Here is a 23,578-nt window from a genome sequence, read left to right as displayed (position 1 = left end):
TAGTGTCTATATCTTGAACGACAAGTAATGGATTGGCTTATTAAATATAGGCAATCTTTTACGAATTGTTTAGAGTACATCGTTAATTTCTATGGTAAAAAGTATATTTGTTTTGCTAAAAAAATTAGTATTTTTGGAAAGTAAATTAACAAAGGAAATGGACTGGCAGGATACGAAGCGGTTTGTAGCACACTTGGATTTGGATACTTTTTTCGTTAGTGTAGAACGATTGAAAAATAGTCAATTTGTGGGGAGGCCTCTTATTGTAGGAGGATTGAGTGATAGAGGAGTAGTGGCTGCTTGTAGTTATGAGACTAGGAAATTTGGCGTGCATAGCGCTATGCCGATGAAATTGGCTTTACGTCTCTGTCCACATGCCATTGTCGTGCGCGGAGATTCGGATAGCTACAGCTACTATTCGCGGTTGGTGACCGATGTCGTGGCGGATACCGTTCCTGTCATGGAAAAGGCTAGTATCGATGAGTTTTATGTGGATTTGACGGGGGTGGATCGTTTCTTTGGCTGTAGCCAATTCATGGTCGAGCTCAAAAATCGTATCCGCAAGGAATCGGGTCTACCGATAAGTTATGCCTTGGCTTCTAATAAATTGGTCAGCAAAGTGGCTACGGATGATGCCAAGCCGGACGGCCGCAAAGAGATCGCACATGGATTAGAAAAATCGTATTTGGCACCTTTGAAAATAGAGCGTATGCCCGGAATAGGGCAGAAAACATCTGCTTTGTTGCAACAAATGGGGGTGCGAACGATTAAAGTGTTGAGCGAAATACCCGTTCCGATGATGCAAAATCTATTGGGGAAGAATGGAGTAGAACTGTCGCGCAAAGCCAATGGTATCGACCCGACACCCATCATTCCGTATTCGGAGCAAAAAAGTATGGGTACGGAAGAAACTTTTCAGCAGGATACGATTGATATCAAGTTTTTGAATAGTGAAATCATCCGCATGACAGAAAAATTAGCGTTCCAGTTGCGTCAAAGTGGAAAATTAACAGGTTGTATCACAGTGAAGTTGCGCTATTCTAATTTTGATACGGTGAGCAAGCAGATGGTCATCTCGTACACCGCTTCGGATGCGGTATTGATTCGTAAAGCGAAGGAATTATTTGCCAAGTTGTATGAGAAGCGTATGTTGGTACGCTTAATCGGCGTGCGGTTGAGCCATTTGGTACAAGGTTCTCAACAAATTAATCTTTTTGAAGATACGGAAGAAGCGGTACGGTTGTATCAAGCCATGGATGCGATGCGCAATCGTTTTGGCGATGAAGTGATCAAACGCGCTATTTCGGCACCTGTACCTCCTAAAAAGTAAAAATATACTTTTGGTTTTGTACTTTAGTCGAAAGTTCCTGATGATTTTTTTGGAATAATAAATAGCCTTCTTGGATGTTTTGCCAAAAAGAAAAAGTCGATTCCTCTACTTGGGATTTATATTTTTCCATGTTTTCATCAGTCATTTCAAAAGGAAAGATATAAACTGGAATTTTTTCTTGCCCCGATTCTTTTGCCCAGAGCGCATACAGATAGATTTCTTTCATCAATTCGTCTGTCATCGGTAGACAACCGACGGTTTCCCATTTGCCATGAATGAAAATATCGGAGCCCGTATACTGCTGCGCCCGATCATACGCATTGGGATAATTCAATCCCAAGGACAGGTAAAATTTGCTTTTCGGGTTGAAACGATTGATGTGGTAAAAGCCTTCGGGCACCTGTTTGTCACCTTCGGCTTTTTTAGGACCCAACTGTCCTGAGCGTGCGCAAATCTTATATTGTTGAATACGTTTGTAAGCTGTATCGCGCGTGGATTTAGCAAATACATCAAGTCGATCTATATCCTTGTAAGCGACGAATAGAAGATGCAAATTAGTAGAGTCCAGTTGATGCAAAGTTAAGTGTTGCTGCATACTTTTTCCTTTGTCTTGAAGTGCAGTCTGCACGCGGTCTTCATCTGCTGTGTGCGAAGAAGTGGGAGTGGGGTTGCAATTTGTCATGATTAAACAAATGAGAGGAAAGAAGTGCAAGAACTTCATCAGCTAATTCGTAATTTATATTTGGTCAACAAAGCCGGAAGACTTTGCAAAGCAAATTTTGCGCCTGTTACACGGTTAAGATCGGGATCAATTTGAAAGTTATAGGCTGTTGTGAAATCTGCTTTTTCCAAGTTAGTTTTGTAAAAGTTTGCGCGTTGTAAATCACAATTATCCCATACAGCTTCTTTCAATTCCGTGCCTTCAAAATCTACCTCATGCATACGACAGGCGGCAAACTTAATTTTATTCAGTTTCAATCCTGAAAAACTACAATGATCGAGGGTGCAATCGGCAAAACTAAAACTGATATTAAATAGGTTAGCCGTGGGAAACTGCAAGCCCAACATTTTGCAATTGCGGAATGTGCAGTCCTGAAACATGGTGTTTTCGATTTTTGCCAAGCTCAAGTTGCAATCCACGAAATTACAATCTATGAATTTGATACCATTTAAGCGTATGCCTTCAAAATTACAATATTCAAATTTGCAGAATTCATATTCCGCGACTTCGATGCTGTCCGCTTGAAAATCTATCTTCTGAAAAGTCTTATCTTCTATTAGATTCATTCAAAAATTATAAATGAGCCACCTCTTTACGAATTCGGCTCAGCGATGTGTCTGTAATACCCAAATAGGTGGCAATATATTTTAGTGGTGCTTGTTGGATGATTTGCGGTTTTTCCTTAATCAGTTGCAAATAACGTTTGGCTGCGGGCTCGGTAATGATTTCGGTTGCTCTTTTTTTACTTTGATAGAGTTCGAAAGACATCCATGCACGTCCCCATTCGCGCATTGCCGGGATTTGATGAAATAGCTCCTGAAAATCGTCGTATGTGATGCGGTAAAGTGTACAATCAGTCAGACATTGGATATATTCTTGAGAGGGCACACGCGGAAAAATGGAAGCTACGTCAATAACCACCTCATTATTTCCTTTGAAATCGGTAGTTATTTCATTACCATCGTAGTCATACACATAGGTGCGTATCAATCCTGATTCCACAATGTAATATTCATCTTCTACTTTCCCTTTCTCCAGAAGAAATTCCCCTTTGCTTTTTTGAATTTTTTGATGTGCGTCTGTAATTAAATCGTAGTCTTTTGACTCAAATAAAGGATGTTGATAAGCGTATTTCAGGACCTCCATAAATAAGTATATAATTATTACCAAGCAAGTTAATAATTATTAGGAGAATTTAAAACGGATCAGCAACATCAAATTCCATCAATTGCTTAGTCGTAGGATGCACAAACTGAATGTAGCCCGCGTGCAAATGCAGTCTGTCTGCGCGCTTACCGTACAGATCATCACCCACGATAGGCGTATTTAGTCCTTTGCTGTGCGCAGAATGTACACGCAATTGATGTGTTCGCCCTGTCAATGGATAGTAATGAATACGGGTTTTGCCATTTTCGATAGCCAGCACTTTAAATTTTGTTTGTGCTGGTTTACCATATTGATAGCATACCACTTGACGGGGTCTATCCTCTAAATCCACACGTAATGGTAGATCGATAATCCCTTCTTTTTCAGTCAGCGCTCCATCGAGTAGTGCGGTGTAGCGTTTTTGCACCGTATGACGAATAAACTGGTCTTGAATAAATTGATGTGCTTCTTTGTTTTTTGCTAGCACTATGATACCTGAAGTAGACATATCTAGGCGATGGATGATCAGAGGTCCAGTGATTTCAGGACGCTTAGTGAGCATCCGTGTCTGCACGCTATCCTGTACATTGATACCGGGAACTGAAAGAAATTCGGCCGGTTTATTGACGACAATAATGTCTTGATCTTCGTATATAATCTTGATATCCACGTCGGGATTCGGATTTTGCATCATGGGATTCGGGTCTACCGCCAACCCTTGTAACATGTGTCCTAAAATCGGCTCGCATTTACCACGGCAAGAGGGGTAGAAGTATTTGTGTTTGCGTACTTCAGAAGATGGAGAAGCCCCCCACCAAAACTCTGCCAGACAGATTGGTTTTAAATCATGTTGATATGCATATTGCAGCAGTTTTGGCGCTGCACATTCACCTGCGCCTGCCGGCGGAAGCATATTAATGGCTTTTTCGAAAATATCCAAAACAGCACGTTTTTCCCCTTCAGCATTCAAAAAATGATATTGGTCGAATAGTCTGTTTTGTAAGTTGGAAGATTTACTCTTCCGAAGTTCTTTTTTGCTATCTATCTCCGCTAGGATAGCGTTGAGCTTATTTTCAAGTATATCTAGCCTTTGTTTACACACGGCTTTCAATACATCATATTCGTGCTGGTCACGGTAACTTTGTTTTATCAAGTCCTGTTCTAATTCTTGATAATCTTCCGCACTCAAAATTTCTTTTTGTACGGTGCGGATGGTCTTGCGTTCAGCTTTATTTTTTTTGTGCAAGCTCCGTGCTTCCGACAAGTTCTGCTCATTCTTTTTTTTGCAGGATGTTATTTGCTGTTTTAATTGTTGAATGCTTGGATTGCTTTCCAAATTTTCAATTTCCCGATTCAAGACATTGATAGTCGCTTCTTCTTGAAGGAAAAATCCATTTGGATCAAGCATATCAAAAATAGGTGGAATAATATAGCGATGTTGGTTGGTTCTAGCCAATTTTCCGGAGCAAGCGGCTAGGTAGCCCAATTTGCCCTGTGCATCTTCTACCACCAAGACACCAAACATTTTTCCAATGACCAATCCTTCTTGACCTTCCACTAATCCAAAGTTATGTTCGAAATCCTGTTGATGCAGCAGATAATCCTGTACTTCTTCTGCAGCTAAGATGCTTAACGGATGAGGATCATAGCAAAAGGGAAAAGTAAACTTTTCAGGTTTTGCGATAGCTGAAATTTCTTGTTGGAATCTATGTAAAAATGGAATGTCGGATGCCATTATCGTCGCTTGTTGAGCGACAAAATTACTAAGAAAAATCCATTGCGTAGCTATGCTGACGTGCTTTTCATTATGACACTATTATGTCGCGCTAAATTGGATTTGGCTTCGATTTTGTGTAAATTAGAACTATAATTTACGACTTATAACAATGGATAAAATACAGTTTGGAAATTCAGATATACAGTTGGTGCCGCTAATTTTTGGTGGAAATGTGTTTGGATGGACCCTCGATGAAAAGGCTTCTTTTGATATTTTAGATGATTTTGTGGACAAAGGATTTAATGCTATAGATACATCTAATAACTATTCACACTGGGCACCAGGAAATAAAGGTGGAGAATCCGAAACGATTATTGGAAATTGGCTTGCTAATCGAGGAGGGAGAGATAAGCTTATTATCATGACCAAAGTGGGCGGACGATTCGATTATGAATCCAAATTCAATACCAAAGGGCCTTATATCAAAGAACAGGTAGAACATTCGTTACGACGTCTAAAGACGGATTATATCGATGTGTACCAAACGCATTACGACGATCAAGACACAGAAATAGAGGAAACCTTGCGCGCGTATGAGGATTTGATTACTGCAGGAAAAGTGCGCTATATCGGCGCATCGAATATAAGTCCTGCGCGTTTAATTGAAAGTTTGGATGTAGCGGCGGAAAAAAATATTCCCGCTTACATTAGCTTGCAACCGGAATACAACCTATTTGACCGGAAGAAATTTGAGAATTTATACCAAAAACTTGCCTTGGAAAAACAATTAGCAGTTATTCCGTATTATTCATTAGCCAGTGGCTTCTTGAGTGGAAAATATCAATCCGAAGAAGATTTTTCAACTACTCGCGGCAAAGGTATCAAAGACAAATATTGGAATGATAGAGGGCGAATGATTGTAAAGTCACAGCTCGAGTTGGCCGATGAATATAATGTTTCTGCTTCTGCAATTGCACTTAATTGGTTGTCTGCTCAGCCTGGTATTACTGCACCAATCGCAAGCGCGACCAAATTTGAACATATACATGCATTTGTGGATGCAATGAATATCAAGTTAAGCAGAGAAGATATTCAAAAGTTGAATAACGCAAGTTCATATTAACAACTATAAATATAACATGAAAACAAACATTGGATTAAAAGATAAGGATACAGCTGCGGTAGCTGAGGTTTTGAATAAATTGTTAGCCGATCATAACGTATTGTATGTGAAAACGAGAAATGCCCATTGGAATGTAGTGGGACCGGATTTTCATGCACAACACTTATTCTTCGAAACCATTTATGACGCACTCGCTGAAACCATCGATGAGATTGCTGAACGAGTTCGTTCGATAGGGCATTTTGCTATAGGTTCGATGAAAGAATTTTTAGAATTGACGCAATTGTCAGAAGCAAAGCCAGCCAAAAATGATAGCCAAAGTTATATCAAAGCACTTTTGAATGATTTCGAAAGTATTATTATTTCCATTCGTGAAGATTTTGATAAAATAGAGAAAACAGGTGATGCCGGAACGGAAGATTTCTTGGTCAGTATCATGGAAGCGCACGAAAAGACAGCGTGGATGTTGCGAGCGCATTTGGCATAATAAAATAATACTAAGAGCTAGAAAATTTCTAGCTCTTGTTGTATATGTACTGCTAATGCTGATAAGACATTCTCCTTCGAAACATTGAACCAAGTAAATAGGCTTACAAATAAAATCTTGTATTGAATTAAAATATCGATATCCACTAAAAATTCCGTTAATTTGTAGCTTAATAAAATTGTAAATAACCTTACAACAAAATAATATGATTATTCAACCACGTGTAAGAGGTTTTATATGTTTGACATCGCATCCAGAGGGAACGGCTCAAAATATTAAAAACCAAATCGAGTATGTAAAATCAAAAGGCAAAATTGCTAATGGTCCTAAGAAAGTGCTAGTAATTGGTGCATCTACTGGATTCGGATTAGCATCTCGCATTTCAGCAGCTTTTGGTTCTGATGCAGCTACAATTGGTGTATTTTTCGAAAAACCAGCTGCTCCAGGCAAACCTGGTACTGCAGGTTGGTACAATTCTGCAGCATTTGAAGCTGAAGCGCAGGCAGCAGGACTTTATGCTAAAAGTATCAATGGTGACGCTTTCTCTGATGAAGTAAAAGCAAAGACAATTGAACTGATAAAACAAGATTTAGGTCAAGTAGACTTAGTCGTGTACTCGTTGGCATCTCCACGTCGTACACACCCTAAAACTGGTGTGGCACATGCTTCGGTATTGAAGCCTATTGGTCAGCCTTTCACGGATAAAACTGTAGATTTTCACTCGGGTGTTGTTTCGGACATTTCTATCAATCCGGTAGAATCGGACGAAGATATCGCTAATACAGTGGCGGTAATGGGTGGTGAAGATTGGAAATTCTGGATTGAAGATTTGAAAGCTGGAGGTGTATTAGCTGACGGTGTGAAAACTGTAGCATATTCGTATATTGGCCCTGAGTTGACATACCCAATCTACCGTAATGGTACGATCGGTCGTGCAAAAGATGATTTGGAAGGAACAGTTCCAGCATTGAATGAATTATTGAAAGACTTGAATGGTGTTTCTTACGTATCTGTAAATAAGGCGTTAGTGACTCAATCTTCATCGGCTATACCTGTAGTGCCTTTATACATTTCATTGTTGTATAAAGTGATGAAAGAAAAAGGTATTCACGAAGGTACTATCGAGCAAATGCAACGTTTATTTGCTGAGCGTTTGTACACTGCAGATGGACAAGTAGCAGTAGATGAAAAAGGCCGTATCCGTGTTGACGATTGGGAAATGCGTGAAGACGTACAAGAGGAAGTAGCGAAACTATGGACTCAAGCGACTACAGAAAACTTAGAAGAAATTTCAGATATCCAAGGATACCGTGACGAATTCTTCCATTTATTCGGTTTCAACTTCCCAGAAGTAAATTACGAAGCAGATACTAACGAAGTCGTAAACGTACCAAGTATTACAGAATAATGTCTGTTTACATTTTATATTAAAAGGCTCATCGAATATCGATGAGCTTTTTTAATAATACATTGCGCAAGTAAAATAAGCTTTTACGATTACAACTTTCTTATCTTAATATTCCTAAAGGATACGCCCCGGGACCAATCTTGCAAGGCAATATGTCCTTTGGTATATTTTCCAAAATCAGGATATTGCTTGAAGTTCGATTTGGAAACTAAATCTTTCCATGCGCTGGATTTCAAATCCATTTTCGCTGTTTGATGTCCATTCAAGTAAAATTCGATAACACCATCTTTTTGGATTATACGTGACTCATTCCATTCACCACGCATTTTTGTGCGAACAGCATTTAATTGCGGTGTGAAATTATAGAGACAGCCCGACTTTTTCAGAGGAAGATTAAAGTCCATATGACTATCCTCCAATAGTTGGTATTCAGGCCCACTGAAATAGGTCTGTGCGATAGCGGTATCTTCTTTTACATTTATAAATATTCCACTATTGCCTTCTTTCTCCAATTGCCATTCAAAATTCAGCTCATAATTCTCATACTCTTCATTAGATACCAGGTCGCGTCTATTTTCGTCACTATTGGGATCGCAGTACAGTTTACCCTTGCTGACAACCCATGCTGATTTGTTAGCGTCGCTGTTGTACAAATGCCATCCACTCAGATCTTTGCCGTTGAATAACAAATCCCAGCCGTCATTTTTCTCCTTCTCGGAGAGGGTATTAGGCTCGGTGCTTTGCGAAGTACAGCTACAGTTGAGCACAATAAGAAATAAAGTGATATAATTTATAATCTTCATATCAGCAAAATGTTTAGGATCCTAAGGGATAAGGTTTAAAGTTAAAATATGTATTATAAATATACTTCCTTATTTACAATTTGCATCATCGGATTACTATTTTTTGCTGCAATCAGATTATTGGCCGCCATGACCGCCATCTGGGTACGAGTCTCAATGGTTGCTGAGCCGATATGTGGAAGCACGCATACATTAGGCATGTCCAACAAAGGGTTGCTTGGTGACATCGGTTCGGGATTGCTTACATCCAGTCCTGCTCCCCAAATTTCGCCTAGTTGTAGGGCTTCTATCAAGTCCTTCTCATGAACTACTTTTCCTCGTGCCGTATTGATTAAAATCGCCGATTTTTTCATTCGTCTAAAGGCATCCTTATTGAATCTATATTGCGTTTCAGCGGAAAGATTGGTATGCAGCGAAATTACATCCGATTGGGATAATAGATCATCAAAATTGACATAGCGCGCATCTACTAATTTTTCGGCTTCCAAATTGCGGCTACGGTTGTAATATATGATATTCATATTGTACGCTGCCTTAGCCTTTTTCGCTAATTCCAGACCGATACGACCTAGTCCGTATATTCCCAATGTTTTGCCATTGAGTTCGATTCCCAAATCCTGCATAAATTCAAAATCTTTCCACTTGCCTTCACGCACTTCATGGGCGCGGGAGAAGGCTTTGCGGGATACGGCTAGCATCAATAAGAACGCGACATCTGCCGTGGCACCACTTAGCACACCGGGCGTATTAGATACTGGAATGCGCAGGGCAGTAGCCGTCTGTAAGTCGACATGGTCATACCCCACAGAGGCTAGAGCGATACCTTTGAGGTGTTTACAGGATTCGAGAAAATGCTTATCCAAATCTGCATGCCCAACATTCAATAGTAAATCTACATCTTGACATTCTTGAATGAGTTGGTCTTGTGTTAAATGTTTATTATCTACATTGATATGTGCATCTAAACCGTATTCTTTTAATACATCGATCGCCGCAGTTGGGATATTTCGGGATACAAATACTTTCATGGTCAATCGTTCGTTGAATTTATTATTTACTATTGAAATAATCGGTTATCTGTTCTAATGAAAAGGCATTAAGACATTTGTCCGCAGAAAGACCTCCTTTGCGTCCCACAAAAACACCATAATGCATATCGAGTAATCCTTCCGTACGGTGGGCATCGGGATTGATGGAAAGTAAGACACCTTTTTCTAAAGCATAACGGTGCCACCTCCAGTCCAAATCCAAGCGCAGTGGATTTGCATTGATCTCTATGACTACCTTGTTGGCTGCACACGCATCAATGATTTTTTTGAAATCCAATGGGTATCCTGCTCGGGAAAGCAGCAGACGTCCTGTTGGGTGGCCCAAAATAGTAGTATATGGATTTTCAATAGCTTTAATCAGCCGTGTAGTGGCTTTCTGTTCGTCCATCTTGAGATTGCTATGGACCGACGCCACCACAAAATCAAATTGGGCTAGTATTTCATCTGGATAATCCAATGAGCCGTCCGAAATGATGTCGGATTCAATTCCTTTAAATATTTTGAATGGTGCCAGCTGTTGATTTAAAGCGTCAATTTCTGACCATTGCTGAGCTACGCGATCTATACTTAATCCATTAGCGTACACGGCGGTTTTTGAGTGATCACAGATACCCAGATACTCTAATCCAAGATTTTCTTTACAATAGCGCGCCATTTCGGCTAATGTGTGCACACCATCAGAATACGTGGAGTGATTGTGCAAAGTGCCTTTTAAGTCTTCGAAAGTAATCAGCTGCGGCAACGCGTTTTCTTTTGCTAATTGGACTTCATCCATACCTTCGCGTAGTTCGGCTTCGATGTACGCTAATCCGAGTTGCGCATAAATATCTTTTTCATCGGTTCCATGTGGAAGGGGAGAAGAGATTTGTTGTAACAGCTCGAGATGCGGAGCAGATCCCGTAGTCAACAGCAAGTCTTGAGCAAAATGCTCCGTACTGTACACGACAAACGGACAAGCATTAGCATCGGTGAATGACACCTGATTATCTCTGGTTTCAATTTGGGATTCATAATTAAGATCCCTTATTGCTTTTTCTAATGCAGGCAAGGGTGCATCGGTAATAAGTTCTACCTGTTGTAATACTTCGCACTTTCTTCTAAATTCACCGGTATATTCGAGTTGGAAAGGGGAGATGTTCTGGAGCAGAGCTTCGAAAGTTTGCTGAGCAAATGGAAGTACTTTGGCATAGTGAAACCACCCTTGATTATCTAGGGCAAACTCAATAGCTTTTTTAATGTCTTCTTGTGTTTTCAATCCGAAGCCTTTGGCTTCTACCAATCTATTTTCATTACATGCGTAATAAAGCTCACCTACAGATTCGATTTCTAAGTCATTCCAGATAATCTGTATTTTCTTAGGACCGAGACCTTTTATTTTTAGCATTTCTAAGATGCCAGCAGGTGTTTTGGCGATCAATTGATCCAATTCTGGAAAGGATCCAGTGCTGATGACCTGTTTGATCCGTTCGGCTGTACTTTTGCCAATCCCTTGTTGTGCGCTTAATTCTTCCAAAGAAGCATGAGCTGCCGCAAAAGGAAGCTTATCTATCTTGAACGAGGCACTGGCCATGGCTTTGGTGCGAAATGGATTTTCATTAAATAATTCCATTAATTGTCCACAAAGTTTGAATGCACGTGCTATCGCTTTATTATCCATAATCGTATTGTTTTATTACCAAAAGTACTAAATAAAAAAATGTCGGCAATTTTCATTACCGACATTTACGATTTATTGTTTGTTTTAATACAGGCTGTTTTTATAGGATTGCTTGCTCTTGTTTCTTTTCAGAAGGACGCTCGTATTTATCTACGATAAGACGTACACCTGAGTTTTTAGTCCAGAATTTGATCGCCCAGTTTACAAATGTTACCATTTTATTACGGAAACCAAATATCGACATTAAGTGAACAAACATCCACACCATCCAAGCAACGAAACCATTCATGTGTAATTTACCTAAATCCACTACAGCTCTGTTACGACCGATTGTCGCCATCGAACCTTTGTCGAAATATTTGAAATTCTCTGTATTTGGTTTGTTAGAAAGAATGTTGATGATATGTTTCGCTACGTAAGTTCCTTGCTGCTGCGCGGCAGGAGCCACACCTGGAAGTCCTCTAGGAGTGTCTTCTGTAATCATAGCAGCTACGTCACCAATAGCATACACACCTTCCATTCCTTCGACTTGACATTGTCCATTTGTACGGATGCGGTTACCTCTTTCGATAATAGATGCATCAATACCTCCAGGGAATTGGCCTTTTACACCTGCACCCCAGATTACTGTTTTCGTTTTGATGCTCTCGCCATTGTTGAAAGTGATCGTTTCGCCATCGTACCCTGTTACTTGTGTATTTGTTAGTACGGTTACACCCAATTCTTTCAGATATTTCTCTGCGTCGCGGGATGATTTTTCGGATAATGCACCTAGCACTTTTCCTGTACCTTCTACGATGTACACTTTCATTTCATTCACCGAAAGCTCCGGATAGTCTTTTTTCAAGACATGAAGTTGGATTTCAGCAATTGCGCCTGAAAGTTCGACACCAGTCGGACCACCACCTACAATTACGAAATTTAAGTATGGAGCACGATCTGAAGCATTTTTCAATAAAACTGCTTTTTCTAGATTTTGCAATACATAGCTTCTGATATTCAATGCTTCTTGTATGCTTTTCATCGGTAGCGAGTTTTTCTCTACCTCTTGGTTTCCGAAGAAGTTGCTCGTAGCTCCCGAAGCGACTACTAGATAGTCATATTCATATGTTCCGACAGATGTATGTACTTCTTTCTTATCCTTGTCAATATGCAACACATCCGCTAGACGGAATTTGAAATTGTGTTGATTTTTGAACATCTTGCGAATAGGGAAGGAGATCGAATCCGCTGCAAGGGTACCTGTAGCAACTTGGTACATAAGCGGCTGGAAAGTATGGAAGTTGTTACGATCTATCAACAAAACTTCTACTTCTTTATCCTTTAATTTTCTTGCTACTTCAACACCTCCGAATCCGCCACCAATTATGATAACACGAGGGAAAGAACGTTCAGAACGATTCAATAACATATCGCTAGTTTGTTTAATTTTTCTCTAAAATTGAATGCAAATATCCTAAAAAAATAAGATATTTCAATAACAATTTTTCAATACTTTATTCATTATATTATCTAAAAATCACCAAAATAGGATTATCAGCCTATTTTTGGTTGTTTGATTAACAATATCTTAGTGTAAATAGTACACTTTTGCGATATAGGATCAAATATTTTTTAATAATTAACAGCGGGAATGAACAGTTTGTTGTCAGTTTTGAGTAAAATTTCTGAGAGATGGTTATGAAAATAAAACGCTCCATCATTTTGTGATAGAGCGCTGTATATTTTCATTTTTGTATTATCCGTATATCCATTTGAATTTGTATTCCAATTCCGGAACTTTAATTCGATCGGCCAGTCGGATTAGACGATCTGGTAGTCGCATCAAATAATCTCTAGCTTTCTCGCCAGACTCATTCAATCCGGATACTTTGTCTATTTGCCATTCGGCAATTAATTCTTTTAATATATCGACGTAATCCAATGCGGTATACACATTCATACGTTGTGCGGCATCGGAAAAATGTGCAAATGTACCACCTTGTGCTTCTCCTGATTGTCTCAAGAAATGTGCAGGCATCACTATTTTTTTACGCATCATATCTTCAAAGGCTAGCATCACCTCACTCGGGTCTACTTCAAAGGCTTTAGAAATAAAGGACATATAGGCCTTCGCGTGACGCGCTTCATCGGCTGCGATTACACCACACATTTTAGCTAATAATTTATCCCCGCTTTTTTTCGAAATACCAGCTACACGTCTATGGGAAACATTCGTCGCCAATTCTTGAAAGGATGTGTATATGAAATTGCGATAAGGATCTGCACCTGTACCTATGTCAAAACCATCCTGAATCAAATATTGCGTACTCATTTCGAATTCACGCATATTGATTCTGCCCGATAGATAAAGGTATTTATTCAATAGGTCGCCATGTCTATTTTCTTCGGCTGTCCAAGCACGCACCCATTTCATCCACCCACCTTGCTCATTTTTATCTACTTCTTCTACCATAGTCAACCAAGACTCATAAGTAGGGAGCGCTTCTTCGGTAATGGTGTCACCAATTAATACTGCCACAAGATCATAAGGAAGCTCTTTCGCACTTTCTTGTAAGTCACGCACTTCTTCGAAGAAAGTACTTCTAGAAGAATCGGGAAGAAAATCAGCGGGTTGCCACATTTCTTCTACGGGTTTTAAGTACTCACTCATTTCATTGAGCATATAAGGCTCCAAATAAGTCATTACTTCTTTCCGTGATCCTTCCGGAATATTTAATGGTAATTCTTGCATAATTAGTACAAAGATAAATAAATTATATTAAAATACTTTTGTGAAAAAATTCTCTAAAATCGATTTATGATAACTTTAACACTTCCGTAGTGCGCAATCTTTTACTTAAAGAATACATTTAAAGTATCTATTTGTTTTGAAGATGTGTTACCTTTGTATCAATATTTTTGAAACTGAAATTGGAAAAAATCGATATACAAAAAGTACGTGCTGATTTCCCTCTTCTGCGAAGAGAAGTGAACGGAAAACCTTTGGTTTACCTGGACAATGGCGCTACGACACAGAAACCAAAAGTGGTGATAGATGCTATCACCAACTATTACAGTGACATGAATTCAAATGTGCACCGTGGTGTACACTATTTAAGTCAGATATCCACCGATGCATTTGAAGTGACACGCCGTAAGGTGCAGGAATTTATTAATGCAAAAGAAGATTTTGAAGTGATTATTACCAAAGGCACCACAGATAGTATTAATCTTGTGGCTACTTGTTATGGTAAGGCATTCATTCACGAAGGTGAAGAAATCATTATCTCGGCGATGGAGCACCACTCGAATATTGTGCCTTGGCAAATGTTGTGTGAGGAAAAAGGAGCTGTATTGCGTGTCATTCCCATGAATGCAAAAGGGGAGTTGGATATGGGTGCTTATGCTAATCTATTATCCGCAAAAACCAAGCTTGTATCCGTGACGTATGTTTCAAACGCATTGGGTACCATTAATCCGATAAAGGAAATTATTGATTTAGCGCATGCTATAAATGTTCCTGTTTTGGTAGATGCCGCACAAGGAATTCAGCATTTGGCCATTGATGTACAAAAATTGGACGTAGACTTCTTAGCTTTCTCCGGACACAAAATGTATGCACCTACAGGTGTAGGTGTGCTTTACGGTAAAAAAGACTTGCTTAATGCTATGCCCCCTTACCAAGGTGGCGGTGATATGATCAAAGAGGTTACTTTTGAGAAAACCACATATAATGAATTGCCGTTCAAGTTTGAAGCTGGAACACCCAATATTGAGGCCGGTATATGTCTGTCTGCAGCGATTGATTACATCAACGAATTAGGAATAGACAACATCAAAGCGTATGAAGATGAGCTATTGGCTTATGCGACCAACAAAATTATAGAAATTCCAGGCGTCCAACTTATTGGAGAAGCTGCTCAAAAATCCTCTGTGCTATCTTTTGTGGTGGATGGGGTACATCCTTACGATATAGGTGTTATTTTGGATAAGTTAGGTATTGCTGTACGTACAGGACATCACTGTGCCCAACCCGTGATGGATCAGTTTGGCATTCCTGGTACCGTGCGTGCGAGTTTGGCGGTATACAATACAAAAGAAGATATAGATAATTTTATAGCCGGATTGAATCGTGCGGTTAATATGTTAGTATAAAATGACAATAAACGAAATACAAGACGAATTAATAGAGGATTTTGCTTTTTATGGCGAATGGATGGAAAAATATGAATACATCATCCAATTGGGAAAAGAAGTTCCTTTAATCGATGAAAAATATAAGACCGATCAATTTATCATTAAAGGATGTCAGTCCAAAGTCTGGTTATATCCCGAAGTAATCGAAGGAAAATTATTTTTCAAAGCCGATTCGGATGCAGTCATCACAAAGGGATTGGTGAGTTTGATGGTTAAAGTATTATCCGGACACACTGCTAAAGAGATCGTGGACGCTGATTTATACTTTATCGACCAAATAGGCTTGAAAGAGCATTTATCGCCCACCCGTGCCAATGGTTTATTATCCATGGTAAAACAAATGAAATTATACGCTATAGCGCTGCAAAATAGATAAAAAATAGGCGGTCCCAAGAGAGGGCACTGAAAAACTATCCACTAAAAAAGGGCTTATGAATTTTTATACTCATAAGCCCTTATCCTTTGTTTATTTGAATGCATTTAGCAACAACTCTTCAAATAAGAGATTCTCAATGGGTTAAATATGTGCTTTTTCCCTTTGTTTGATACTCAAATTTTTGAGAGGACTTTTTCAGTGCCCTCTCCCAAGACCGCCTATTTTTTATCTACCTTTATATGTTTGGCCATCAATTCTTTCCCGAAGAATATCTTCGCTTTTTGCGAAAAGTCTGTAGCATCATCCGTGGTGTAAAATTCCAAATTTCCCCCATTACTGCATTTTCCTTCCACTTCCGGATGTCGTTGAAGATAATTTTCCAAGCTGTCGGCTACTAATTTGCCTTGCGCCAGAATCTGTATATGGTCCGGTGTGTATTTTCGAATAATTGGATACAAAATAGGGTAGTGTGTACACGCTAATACAATTGTATCAATATCTAGGGATTTGCCCAATAATTCATTGATGTCTTTTTGTACAAAATAGTGTGCACCCTCGCTATTAATCTCATTATTTTCTACTAAGGGCACCCAAAATGGACAAGCTTGCTGGTAAACTTGTATTTCGGGGTTGAATTTTTTTATCTCAATCAAATATGACTCAGAAAGTACGGTCCCTTTCGTCGCAAGGACACCTACAGCTTTCGTATTAGTGTATTCGTGTATAGATTCGGTGGTCGGACGAATCACTCCCAAAACTTTCTTGCCTGCGGGCAGGTCATTTTGTTGAATGCTGCGCAAAGCTTTGGCTGAAGCTGTATTACACGCCAGTATTACAAGGTTGCAGCCCAAGTCAAAAAGTTTGAACACACATTCTTTGGTGAATTCGTATACCGTTTCAAACGAACGCGTACCATAGGGCACACGTGCATTATCACCCAAATAGATATAATCGTATTGCGGTAATTTCTTATATATCTCCTTGAATACGGTCAGTCCGCCGTAACCCGAATCAAAAATCCCAATAGGGCCTTGCTTATCCATAAATATTCCTACTTAGTACTATTCCATTCGTTGTTGCTCCAATGTGGAATAATTCCTATTTACTATAGCAAAGATGGCTTTTCTTTCATGATTTTTTAAATAATTCAGCAGATAATATTTTACGATCTAAAAGTAAATCTAACGCGCAGACAAGTTTGTGAGTTCACAATTGCCGATGTGCAAATGTATTATAACGAATAATTCACATAGTTTTAATTCTTTGCAAAACTACTGTAAATAAGCTTGTTGTGTTGTTTTTTAAAGCCATTTGAATCCTCAAAGGGAGAGCTAAATAGGGAGGACTCTTATGAAGATAAAAAAAATACAAATATTTGCTTTAAAAGAAAATATTTTGTTAGTTAGCCCTCTTTTGCTTTTAGCAAAATGTGCTGTTATTTATAATTCACACTTATACCTCTAGCACTTTTTCCCCATTCTCATAAAACGATTTAGTGAGCTTGTAAACTATATTACTAAGAACACATCTCAACTTTCAAATAGAAAAATTTCCGCACTCGGTATAATTATTGTATCAAAATAATTTATACAAATATGTATTATTATACATAATATTGTACAGACAATCTATTTTTCTTATGAATAAAATTAATCAACTTATACTTTTTGCATGTTTGTTTACAAGCATGCCGGTCTATGCGCAGATAGAAAGTCAGACCTATTCTTTCCAGCAGTCCGATAAGTATAGCGATATTATCTATAACACCAAAACCCGTTTTCATACCTCAATCCGCCCTTTCTTATTTAAAAATGAATTGCTTGACCGTAAAGATTCCTTAGAATCTGCAAATATGGTTGATTCCGATAATTGGATTATGCGCAAGCTATTCAATGAGCATTTGGTTTGGGTAGAGGAAGAGGATCATACATTTTATTTGGATGTTCTTCCCGATTTTCAGATTGGTACGGAAATAATGGGAGAGGATAAGCGCAAAACCTGGATGAATACTAGAGGTATTCAAGTAGGGCTCACCATCAAAGATAAATTCACTTTATATTCATCATTTTTTGAAAACCAAGCTGTTTTTCCTGCATATCTAGACGATTATATTGCGAAAAATGGTGTCGTGCCGGGACAGTCCTCAGCCAAAAATTCGAGAGAACGTAAAAAAGATTGGATGTATGCCACTGCAAGTTTGACTTACGATTTCAGTCCATACTTCCAAGTGACGGCCGCATATGATAAAAATCACATCGGTGATGGTTATCGTTCTGTATTATTGTCCGACTTTTCGTCAAATTATACGCATCTAAAATTTACAGGTGAAATCGGTAATGTGAAGTATGCTTCTATTTGGGCTTATATGAATGATCCCAAAAATCCAAGAATAGACTCCCTTAATTCGGGTGGACGCTATGGTGATGGAATTAAATTCGGTGCTTTTCAGTACATCGATTATAATGCTACCAACAGATTGTCTGTAGGATTTTTCCAATCCGTGGTATGGGCCAATAGAAATAGAGCAGGTCACCGTGGTTTTGATTTAAATTATCTTAATCCTGCCGTGTTATATCGTCCTATTGAAAATAATAATCGTACATCACCCGATAAAATGTTTTTGGGCTTAAATGCACGATATAAAGTCCTAAACAATATGAGTGCGTATGGACAGTTTCTATTGGGAGAATTTACCGCTAAAGAATTTTTTGCGGGAAATGGATATGCGCATAATAAATGGGGGGCACAATTGGGATTAAGAGGTTTCGATATATTTGCCATCAAAAATCTTAATTTCTTGGGTGAGTACAACTGGGTACGACCGTATACTTATCAGCACTTTACTTCTATTTCAAATTATAGCAATAATGGAGAGCCTTTGGCCCATCCACAAGGAGCGAATTTTAAAGAGTTTGTTGGGATATTGAATTACAGTTGGAGAAGATTTGATTTCTCGAGTAAGGCATTATACAGCAATTTTGGTACGGATCCTGATTCGGATACAAATATGGGTGGCGATATTTTCCAATCTTATACAACTATCCCGAATATGTATGGTAATACGATTGGTCAAGGAGTAAAGAATAACTTGTACTATGCGGATTTCAGAGCGGCATACGTACTTAATCCAAAATACAATTTAAGATTAGAATTAGGATATACCCAACGTTATAGAACCATTGAGGGAGCCGCTACACAGAAATCCGGAGTGGTGAGTTTTGGATTGCGTTCAAGTTTCCGCAATTTTTATGGTGATATTTAAAATTTGAATATCTATATTTATTCGTTAATCTATTGGGATGAAGATATTGATATTAAATGGGCCGAACCTTAACTTATTAGGCGTGCGGGAAAAAAGTATATATGGAGGGCAGTCTTTCGAAGAATATTTCGAAACTTTACATGCGAAATACCCAAATATTGAATTTTCCTACTTTCAGAGTAATGCCGAAGGAGCAATAATAGACAAACTGCATGAAGTAGGATTTAGCTATGATGGGATAGTATTGAATGCAGGAGCCTATACACATACCTCCGTTGCGATAGCTGATGCTATAGCTGCCATTAATACGCCGGTAGTCGAAGTACATATTTCCAATGTGCACCAACGCGAGTCATTTAGACATCACTCATTTTTATCAAAAAACTGTAAAGGTGTAATCCTAGGTTTTGGACTGGATAGTTATCGATTAGGAATCGAGAGTTTATTATAAACGAAAATATACAAAAGAGGCTTTATGAAAAAGCCTCTTTTTTTTCTTCCATCAATCTGCGTTTGATGACGTGCAGAATCAATGATAATACGGCGCATATCGCCATAGTCAGCAGCATAGGTTGGGCTGTGTTATTGTGAAACAGACTGACTAATCCGGAACTAAAAGCACCTAACCCCATCTGCAAGAAACCCAGCAAAGCCGAAGCGCTGCCGGCCCGGACTTTAAACGGTGACATGGCCATAGCTGAGGCATTGGGAAAAATAAAACCTTGACACATCAAATAACCAAACGTAAGACCAAGCACGACAGTCAAGGAAATCTGGTTGGTCCACAAGCTGATCAACATTAAAAGTCCAACCAATACCTGACCTATATTAGCAATAATACATATCTGCTGCATGGTCCATCTTTTCAGAAATAGACGATTCAACTGGGTTGATAGGATTAAAGCCGAGGCTACAAACGCAAAAGCTAAGCCGTATTGTTTTTGTGTGAGACCATATAGCTCCTGCAGCACGAAGGATGATCCTGCCAAGTAGGCATATAATCCCGCAGAAGCTGTAGAAGCAATCATGCAATAAAATATAAAGGTCTTATGCGTAAATACTTGGTAATACTGCGAAATAATAGCTTTAGGCGCTAAAGAAAAACTTTTGTTCCCTGCATAAGTTTCCGGCAGGATAAATATAGTCAAAAGCAATATGATAGTTCCGATGCTAAAGAGCGCGATAAATATGTAATGCCAATCAAAATGCTCAAGCAAAAACGCGCCTGCGGAAGGTGCCAATATCGGTGAGATGGCAATAACCAGCATCAGCAGACTAAAAACACGCGCTGCCTCTTTCCCTTGGTAATAATCCTGTATCATGGCACGCGAGGCAACCATTCCAGCACAACTGCCTAAAGCTTGGATAAAACGCAGGAGGATAAGGCTATCGACATTGCGGGTTAAGACGCAGAGGATAGAGGCCACAGCATAGATGCAGAGACCAACGATCAAGGGCTTTTTACGGCCATATTTGTCCAATAGTGGACCGTAGATCATCTGACCAATAGCAATACCGATGAAAAATGAGGTTAGTGACAGCTGTACCTTTTCTATATTCGTATCAAAATCTATGGCGATCGTATCGAATGCAGGAAGGTACATATCAATAGAAAATGGTCCAATAGCGGATAATAAACCGAGTATTAGCAGAATAATTCGTGTATCTGTTTTCATAGCATTTAAAAAGCCTCTTAAAATTTTAAGAGGCTTATATGATTATTTATTTTAATTTTTTAGTCGGTGCTTGTCGAAATATTAAATACAATCCAGCGAGAATAAATGGTACACTTAGCAATTGTCCCATATTAATAAACATACTGTTTTCGAACGCTTCTTGATTCTCTTTATAAAATTCTACAAAGAATCGAATCCCAAATAGACAGACAAGGAATATACCAAATAATAATCCCGGTTTTGGATGTTGATTCTTTTGGTAGAATACCCATAATAGAATAAATAATAGAATGTATCCTACAGCTTCATACAGCTGTCCTGGATGTCTGGGGACATTATCTACTTGCGTGAATACGACAGCCCAAGGAAGGGTAGGATCAGCTGCTTTTCCGATAATTTCGGAGTTGAAGAAATTACCTATCCGTACAAATGCCCCTGCAATAGGCACAACCAAAATAAGGCGATCTGCGATCCAGATAAAATTTGTTTTGGTTTTGCGTGCGTACAAATACAAAGCCGTCAAAATACCTATCGCGGCACCATGCGACGCAAGTCCTGCAAATCCTGTGAATTCCCATCCGTCGTTACCTTTGCGGAAAGGCAAAAACATTTCGAGTGGACGTTGTATATAATAATCGAACTCATAAAATAAACAATGTCCAAGACGGGCACCTAATATTGTTCCCAAAAATATATAAAGAGTAAGTTGATCTAGATCCTCTTGGCTTTTGCCTTCGCGCTTAAAGACTTGCAACATCAAGATATAAGACACAACAAAAGCAAGTAGCCAACACATGGAATAGTAACGAATACCGAAGGAACCAATAGTAAATATATTTTCTGCTCCTGACCAGTGAATAACATTAATGATAAAATCCATAAAGTGATTATTATTGAGTTGTAAAGATAAAATTAAAAATTGTTTATACATTATCGGCTAATAAGAATCTCCTTAATTTTTGGATTAGAATAATTATTTTTTATTTTGTGCGGGAAACAAAAAGAGTCATGGCAAAGAAGAGTACTAAAGACGCAAATCATCAAGCTGTCGTTACCCCAGAATCATTAAAATTCTTGGAGAAATATATTAATAATCCTTCGCCTACGGGATTTGAGTGGGAAGGCCAACGATTATGGTTGGATTATTTAAAACCCTTTGTAGACGAAACCTATATCGATAATTATGGTACAGCAGTAGGCATTATTAATCCTTCGGCTCCTTATAAAGTGGTGATTGAAGCACATGCTGATGAGATTTCTTGGTTTGTGAATTATATCACGAAAGATGGTCTTATTTATGTTATCCGAAATGGCGGCTCTGATCATCAGATCGCTCCATCTAAGCGTGTAAATATACACACGGATAAGGGGACAGTAAAAGCTGTATTCGGATGGCCGGCTATACATACACGTTCGGGAGAGAAAGAAGAATCTCCTTCGTTGAAAAACATCTTCTTAGATTGCGGTTGCACATCTAAAGAAGAAGTAGAAGAATTAGGTATTCATGTGGGTTCGGTAGTGACTTATGAGGATGAGTTTATGGTGTTGAATGACCGTTATTATGTCGGTCGTGCTCTCGACAACCGTGCCGGAGGTTTTATGATTGCTGAAGTAGCGCGCTTATTAAAAGAGAATAAAAAGAAACTTCCTTTTGGATTGTATATAGTGAATTCGGTACAAGAGGAGATAGGTCTACGCGGTGCGGAGATGATTGCTAATTACATCAAACCTAATGTAGCCATCGTCACGGATGTCACGCATGATACACAAACTCCAATGATCAATAAGATCACACAGGGGGATTTGGCATGTGGTAGAGGTCCAGTGGTGTCTTATGCGCCAGCCGTGCAAATTAATCTGAATAGACAACTCATTGAGACGGCTCAGAAAAATAATATTCCATTCCAACGTCAGGCTTCTTCTAGATTTACGGGAACAGATACAGATGCCTTTGCGTATTCGAATGGCGGTGTGCCATCTGCTTTAATTTCTTTACCTTTACGCTACATGCATACCACCGTAGAGATGATTCACAAAGAAGATGTGGACAATGTGATTCGTCTTATTTATGAGACATTATTGACCATCCAAGACGGACAAGATTTTAGAACATTTACAAAATAATACAGAATAAATAGATATTGAGATGAGCGAAAAAAATCAAAACATCCCGGAAAATAACGAATTAAGTATCGAGTTAACTGAAGAGGTAGCAGAGGGTATCTATTCAAACTTAGCTATTATTACACATTCTAATACTGAATTTGTATTGGATTTTATCCGTGTAGTACCAGGTGTGCCAAAAGCGAAAGTAAAATCAAGAATTATTCTTACACCAGAGCATGCAGCGCGTTTGCTGGGTGCGCTTCAAGATAATCTAAGCCGTTTTGAAGCACAATTAAAAGCGGCAGCGGCTAATCACAACCAAAATGCAGAGCCGGTATCAAAAGATTTTCCTTATCCATTGGATTTTAATCCAAAAGGCGAGGCCTAAAAAAATTAAAGAGGCCGTATCAAAACATCAAAAGTTAGATACGGCTTTTTATTTGTTAATCGTCAGCTTCTTTCCTGAGTATTTCCTGAATTTGATATATTTTCCTTTTTTTGGAAAAAAACATTTAAAAGTGCCTATTTAGGCTACTTT

22 protein-coding genes are annotated in these 23,578 nt (G+C 38.8%); 10 read left to right on the top strand and 12 right to left on the bottom strand.

The window, feature by feature from the left end; all coding sequences use genetic code 11:
- Positions 1–133 precede the first annotated feature (133 nt).
- Entirely contained in the window at positions 134–1,330 is a 1,197-nt protein-coding gene (gene dinB, locus EDC17_RS06225) for a DNA polymerase IV (RefSeq protein ID WP_243646060.1), read from the top strand.
- Here dinB and EDC17_RS06220 read toward each other — a convergent pair.
- The 4 genes from EDC17_RS06220 to EDC17_RS06205 are packed head-to-tail and all read right to left on the bottom strand — an operon-like array spanning position 1,320 to position 4,932.
- Complete coding sequence (locus EDC17_RS06220) at positions 1,320–2,012, bottom strand: L,D-transpeptidase family protein (protein WP_132777284.1); 693 nt, start codon at positions 2,010–2,012, stop codon at positions 1,320–1,322. The genes dinB and EDC17_RS06220 overlap by 11 nt on opposite strands.
- Before the next feature lie 38 nt (positions 2,013–2,050).
- On the bottom strand, positions 2,051–2,617 hold the full coding sequence (locus EDC17_RS06215; protein ID WP_132777283.1) for a pentapeptide repeat-containing protein: 567 nt from the start codon (positions 2,615–2,617) through the stop codon (positions 2,051–2,053).
- 7 nt (positions 2,618–2,624) lie between these two features.
- Entirely contained in the window at positions 2,625–3,197 is a 573-nt protein-coding gene (locus EDC17_RS06210) for a Crp/Fnr family transcriptional regulator (RefSeq protein ID WP_132777282.1), read from the bottom strand.
- A gap of 49 nt (positions 3,198–3,246) precedes the next feature.
- The gene (locus EDC17_RS06205) at positions 3,247–4,932 is read right to left on the bottom strand and encodes an RluA family pseudouridine synthase (RefSeq protein WP_207895702.1); all 1,686 of its coding nucleotides are present in this window, start codon (positions 4,930–4,932) and stop codon (positions 3,247–3,249) included.
- Positions 4,933–5,083: 151 nt separating this feature from the next.
- On the opposite strand from EDC17_RS06205, the gene EDC17_RS06200 reads away from it, so the two are divergent.
- The 3 genes from EDC17_RS06200 to fabV all read left to right on the top strand — a co-directional run bounded on the left by EDC17_RS06200 (position 5,084) and on the right by fabV (position 7,932).
- Positions 5,084–6,037 carry an aldo/keto reductase gene (locus EDC17_RS06200; protein ID WP_132777280.1) on the top strand — a complete coding sequence of 318 codons (954 nt, stop codon included), beginning with the start codon at positions 5,084–5,086 and terminating at the stop codon, positions 6,035–6,037.
- Between the two features lie 16 nt (positions 6,038–6,053).
- Positions 6,054–6,524 (top strand): Dps family protein, encoded by a 471-nt coding sequence (locus EDC17_RS06195; protein WP_132777279.1) that lies wholly within the window; start codon positions 6,054–6,056, stop codon positions 6,522–6,524.
- A 205-nt stretch (positions 6,525–6,729) separates the two neighbouring features.
- A complete protein-coding gene (gene fabV / locus EDC17_RS06190) occupies positions 6,730–7,932 on the top strand; it encodes an enoyl-ACP reductase FabV (RefSeq protein WP_132777278.1) in 1,203 nt (400 codons plus the stop codon).
- A gap of 89 nt (positions 7,933–8,021) precedes the next feature.
- On the opposite strand, the gene EDC17_RS06185 is transcribed toward fabV, so the two are convergent.
- The 5 genes from EDC17_RS06185 to EDC17_RS06165 all read right to left on the bottom strand — a co-directional run bounded on the left by EDC17_RS06185 (position 8,022) and on the right by EDC17_RS06165 (position 14,175).
- Entirely contained in the window at positions 8,022–8,735 is a 714-nt protein-coding gene (locus EDC17_RS06185; RefSeq protein ID WP_132777277.1) for a 3-keto-disaccharide hydrolase, read from the bottom strand.
- A gap of 53 nt (positions 8,736–8,788) precedes the next feature.
- Entirely contained in the window at positions 8,789–9,763 is a 975-nt protein-coding gene (locus EDC17_RS06180; protein WP_132777276.1) for a 2-hydroxyacid dehydrogenase, read from the bottom strand.
- A gap of 22 nt (positions 9,764–9,785) precedes the next feature.
- Positions 9,786–11,441: a DNA polymerase/3'-5' exonuclease PolX gene (locus EDC17_RS06175; RefSeq protein ID WP_132777275.1), complete on the bottom strand. Its 1,656-nt coding sequence runs from the start codon at positions 11,439–11,441 to the stop codon at positions 9,786–9,788.
- Positions 11,442–11,541: 100 nt separating this feature from the next.
- Positions 11,542–12,852, bottom strand: a complete 1,311-nt coding sequence (locus EDC17_RS06170) for an NAD(P)/FAD-dependent oxidoreductase (protein ID WP_132777274.1) — start codon at positions 12,850–12,852, stop codon at positions 11,542–11,544.
- Between the two features lie 327 nt (positions 12,853–13,179).
- Complete coding sequence (locus EDC17_RS06165) at positions 13,180–14,175, bottom strand: acyl-ACP desaturase (RefSeq protein ID WP_132777273.1); 996 nt, start codon at positions 14,173–14,175, stop codon at positions 13,180–13,182.
- A 167-nt stretch (positions 14,176–14,342) separates the two neighbouring features.
- On the opposite strand from EDC17_RS06165, the gene EDC17_RS06160 reads away from it, so the two are divergent.
- The gene (locus EDC17_RS06160; protein WP_317126035.1) at positions 14,343–15,578 is read left to right on the top strand and encodes a cysteine desulfurase; all 1,236 of its coding nucleotides are present in this window, start codon (positions 14,343–14,345) and stop codon (positions 15,576–15,578) included.
- A 1-nt stretch (position 15,579) separates the two neighbouring features.
- Positions 15,580–15,996: a SufE family protein gene (locus EDC17_RS06155; RefSeq protein WP_132777271.1), complete on the top strand. Its 417-nt coding sequence runs from the start codon at positions 15,580–15,582 to the stop codon at positions 15,994–15,996.
- Between the two features lie 218 nt (positions 15,997–16,214).
- Here the strand turns inward: EDC17_RS06155 and murI are convergent, their stop codons facing one another.
- Positions 16,215–17,039 carry a glutamate racemase gene (gene murI, locus EDC17_RS06150; protein WP_132777270.1) on the bottom strand — a complete coding sequence of 275 codons (825 nt, stop codon included), beginning with the start codon at positions 17,037–17,039 and terminating at the stop codon, positions 16,215–16,217.
- Positions 17,040–17,635: 596 nt separating this feature from the next.
- On the opposite strand from murI, the gene EDC17_RS06145 reads away from it, so the two are divergent.
- Entirely contained in the window at positions 17,636–19,258 is a 1,623-nt protein-coding gene (locus EDC17_RS06145; RefSeq protein ID WP_132777269.1) for a gliding motility protein RemB, read from the top strand.
- Between the two features lie 37 nt (positions 19,259–19,295).
- A complete protein-coding gene (gene aroQ / locus EDC17_RS06140; protein ID WP_132777268.1) occupies positions 19,296–19,709 on the top strand; it encodes a type II 3-dehydroquinate dehydratase in 414 nt (137 codons plus the stop codon).
- Positions 19,710–19,731: 22 nt separating this feature from the next.
- Here the strand turns inward: aroQ and EDC17_RS06135 are convergent, their stop codons facing one another.
- Both EDC17_RS06135 and lgt read right to left on the bottom strand, forming a co-directional pair.
- Positions 19,732–20,934, bottom strand: a complete 1,203-nt coding sequence (locus tag EDC17_RS06135; RefSeq protein WP_132777267.1) for a multidrug effflux MFS transporter — start codon at positions 20,932–20,934, stop codon at positions 19,732–19,734.
- A 46-nt stretch (positions 20,935–20,980) separates the two neighbouring features.
- The gene (lgt, locus tag EDC17_RS06130; RefSeq protein ID WP_132777266.1) at positions 20,981–21,814 is read right to left on the bottom strand and encodes a prolipoprotein diacylglyceryl transferase; all 834 of its coding nucleotides are present in this window, start codon (positions 21,812–21,814) and stop codon (positions 20,981–20,983) included.
- A 128-nt stretch (positions 21,815–21,942) separates the two neighbouring features.
- On the opposite strand from lgt, the gene EDC17_RS06125 reads away from it, so the two are divergent.
- Positions 21,943–23,058: a M42 family metallopeptidase gene (locus tag EDC17_RS06125; protein WP_132777265.1), complete on the top strand. Its 1,116-nt coding sequence runs from the start codon at positions 21,943–21,945 to the stop codon at positions 23,056–23,058.
- Between the two features lie 22 nt (positions 23,059–23,080).
- Positions 23,081–23,428 (top strand): DUF3467 domain-containing protein, encoded by a 348-nt coding sequence (locus EDC17_RS06120; protein ID WP_132777264.1) that lies wholly within the window; start codon positions 23,081–23,083, stop codon positions 23,426–23,428.
- Positions 23,429–23,578: the final 150 nt, after the last annotated feature.

Origin of the sequence: Sphingobacterium alimentarium, from assembly GCF_004342685.1 — a bacterium.
GTDB classification, from domain to species: domain Bacteria; phylum Bacteroidota; class Bacteroidia; order Sphingobacteriales; family Sphingobacteriaceae; genus Sphingobacterium; species Sphingobacterium alimentarium.
The sequence above is the reverse complement of the archived record's forward strand: the minus strand, read 5'-3'. Positions and strand labels throughout refer to the sequence as shown.

Coding starts and splice junctions, on each gene's coding strand:
- EDC17_RS06215 (WP_132777283.1), bottom strand. CDS start 2,617: ATGAATCTAATAGAAGATAAGACTTTTCAGAAGATAGATTTTCAAGCG.
- EDC17_RS06180 (WP_132777276.1), bottom strand. CDS start 9,763: ATGAAAGTATTTGTATCCCGAAATATCCCAACTGCGGCGATCGATGTA.
- EDC17_RS06220 (WP_132777284.1), bottom strand. CDS start 2,012: ATGACAAATTGCAACCCCACTCCCACTTCTTCGCACACAGCAGATGAA.
- EDC17_RS06185 (WP_132777277.1), bottom strand. CDS start 8,735: ATGAAGATTATAAATTATATCACTTTATTTCTTATTGTGCTCAACTGT.
- EDC17_RS06175 (WP_132777275.1), bottom strand. CDS start 11,441: ATGGATAATAAAGCGATAGCACGTGCATTCAAACTTTGTGGACAATTA.
- EDC17_RS06125 (WP_132777265.1), top strand. CDS start 21,943: ATGGCAAAGAAGAGTACTAAAGACGCAAATCATCAAGCTGTCGTTACC.
- EDC17_RS06195 (WP_132777279.1), top strand. CDS start 6,054: ATGAAAACAAACATTGGATTAAAAGATAAGGATACAGCTGCGGTAGCT.
- EDC17_RS06155 (WP_132777271.1), top strand. CDS start 15,580: ATGACAATAAACGAAATACAAGACGAATTAATAGAGGATTTTGCTTTT.
- EDC17_RS06165 (WP_132777273.1), bottom strand. CDS start 14,175: ATGCAAGAATTACCATTAAATATTCCGGAAGGATCACGGAAAGAAGTA.
- EDC17_RS06170 (WP_132777274.1), bottom strand. CDS start 12,852: ATGTTATTGAATCGTTCTGAACGTTCTTTCCCTCGTGTTATCATAATT.
- lgt (WP_132777266.1), bottom strand. CDS start 21,814: ATGGATTTTATCATTAATGTTATTCACTGGTCAGGAGCAGAAAATATA.
- EDC17_RS06135 (WP_132777267.1), bottom strand. CDS start 20,934: ATGAAAACAGATACACGAATTATTCTGCTAATACTCGGTTTATTATCC.
- EDC17_RS06210 (WP_132777282.1), bottom strand. CDS start 3,197: ATGGAGGTCCTGAAATACGCTTATCAACATCCTTTATTTGAGTCAAAA.
- EDC17_RS06145 (WP_132777269.1), top strand. CDS start 17,636: ATGAATAAAATTAATCAACTTATACTTTTTGCATGTTTGTTTACAAGC.
- EDC17_RS06200 (WP_132777280.1), top strand. CDS start 5,084: ATGGATAAAATACAGTTTGGAAATTCAGATATACAGTTGGTGCCGCTA.
- EDC17_RS06120 (WP_132777264.1), top strand. CDS start 23,081: ATGAGCGAAAAAAATCAAAACATCCCGGAAAATAACGAATTAAGTATC.
- EDC17_RS06205 (WP_207895702.1), bottom strand. CDS start 4,932: ATGGCATCCGACATTCCATTTTTACATAGATTCCAACAAGAAATTTCA.
- fabV (WP_132777278.1), top strand. CDS start 6,730: ATGATTATTCAACCACGTGTAAGAGGTTTTATATGTTTGACATCGCAT.
- murI (WP_132777270.1), bottom strand. CDS start 17,039: ATGGATAAGCAAGGCCCTATTGGGATTTTTGATTCGGGTTACGGCGGA.
- aroQ (WP_132777268.1), top strand. CDS start 19,296: ATGAAGATATTGATATTAAATGGGCCGAACCTTAACTTATTAGGCGTG.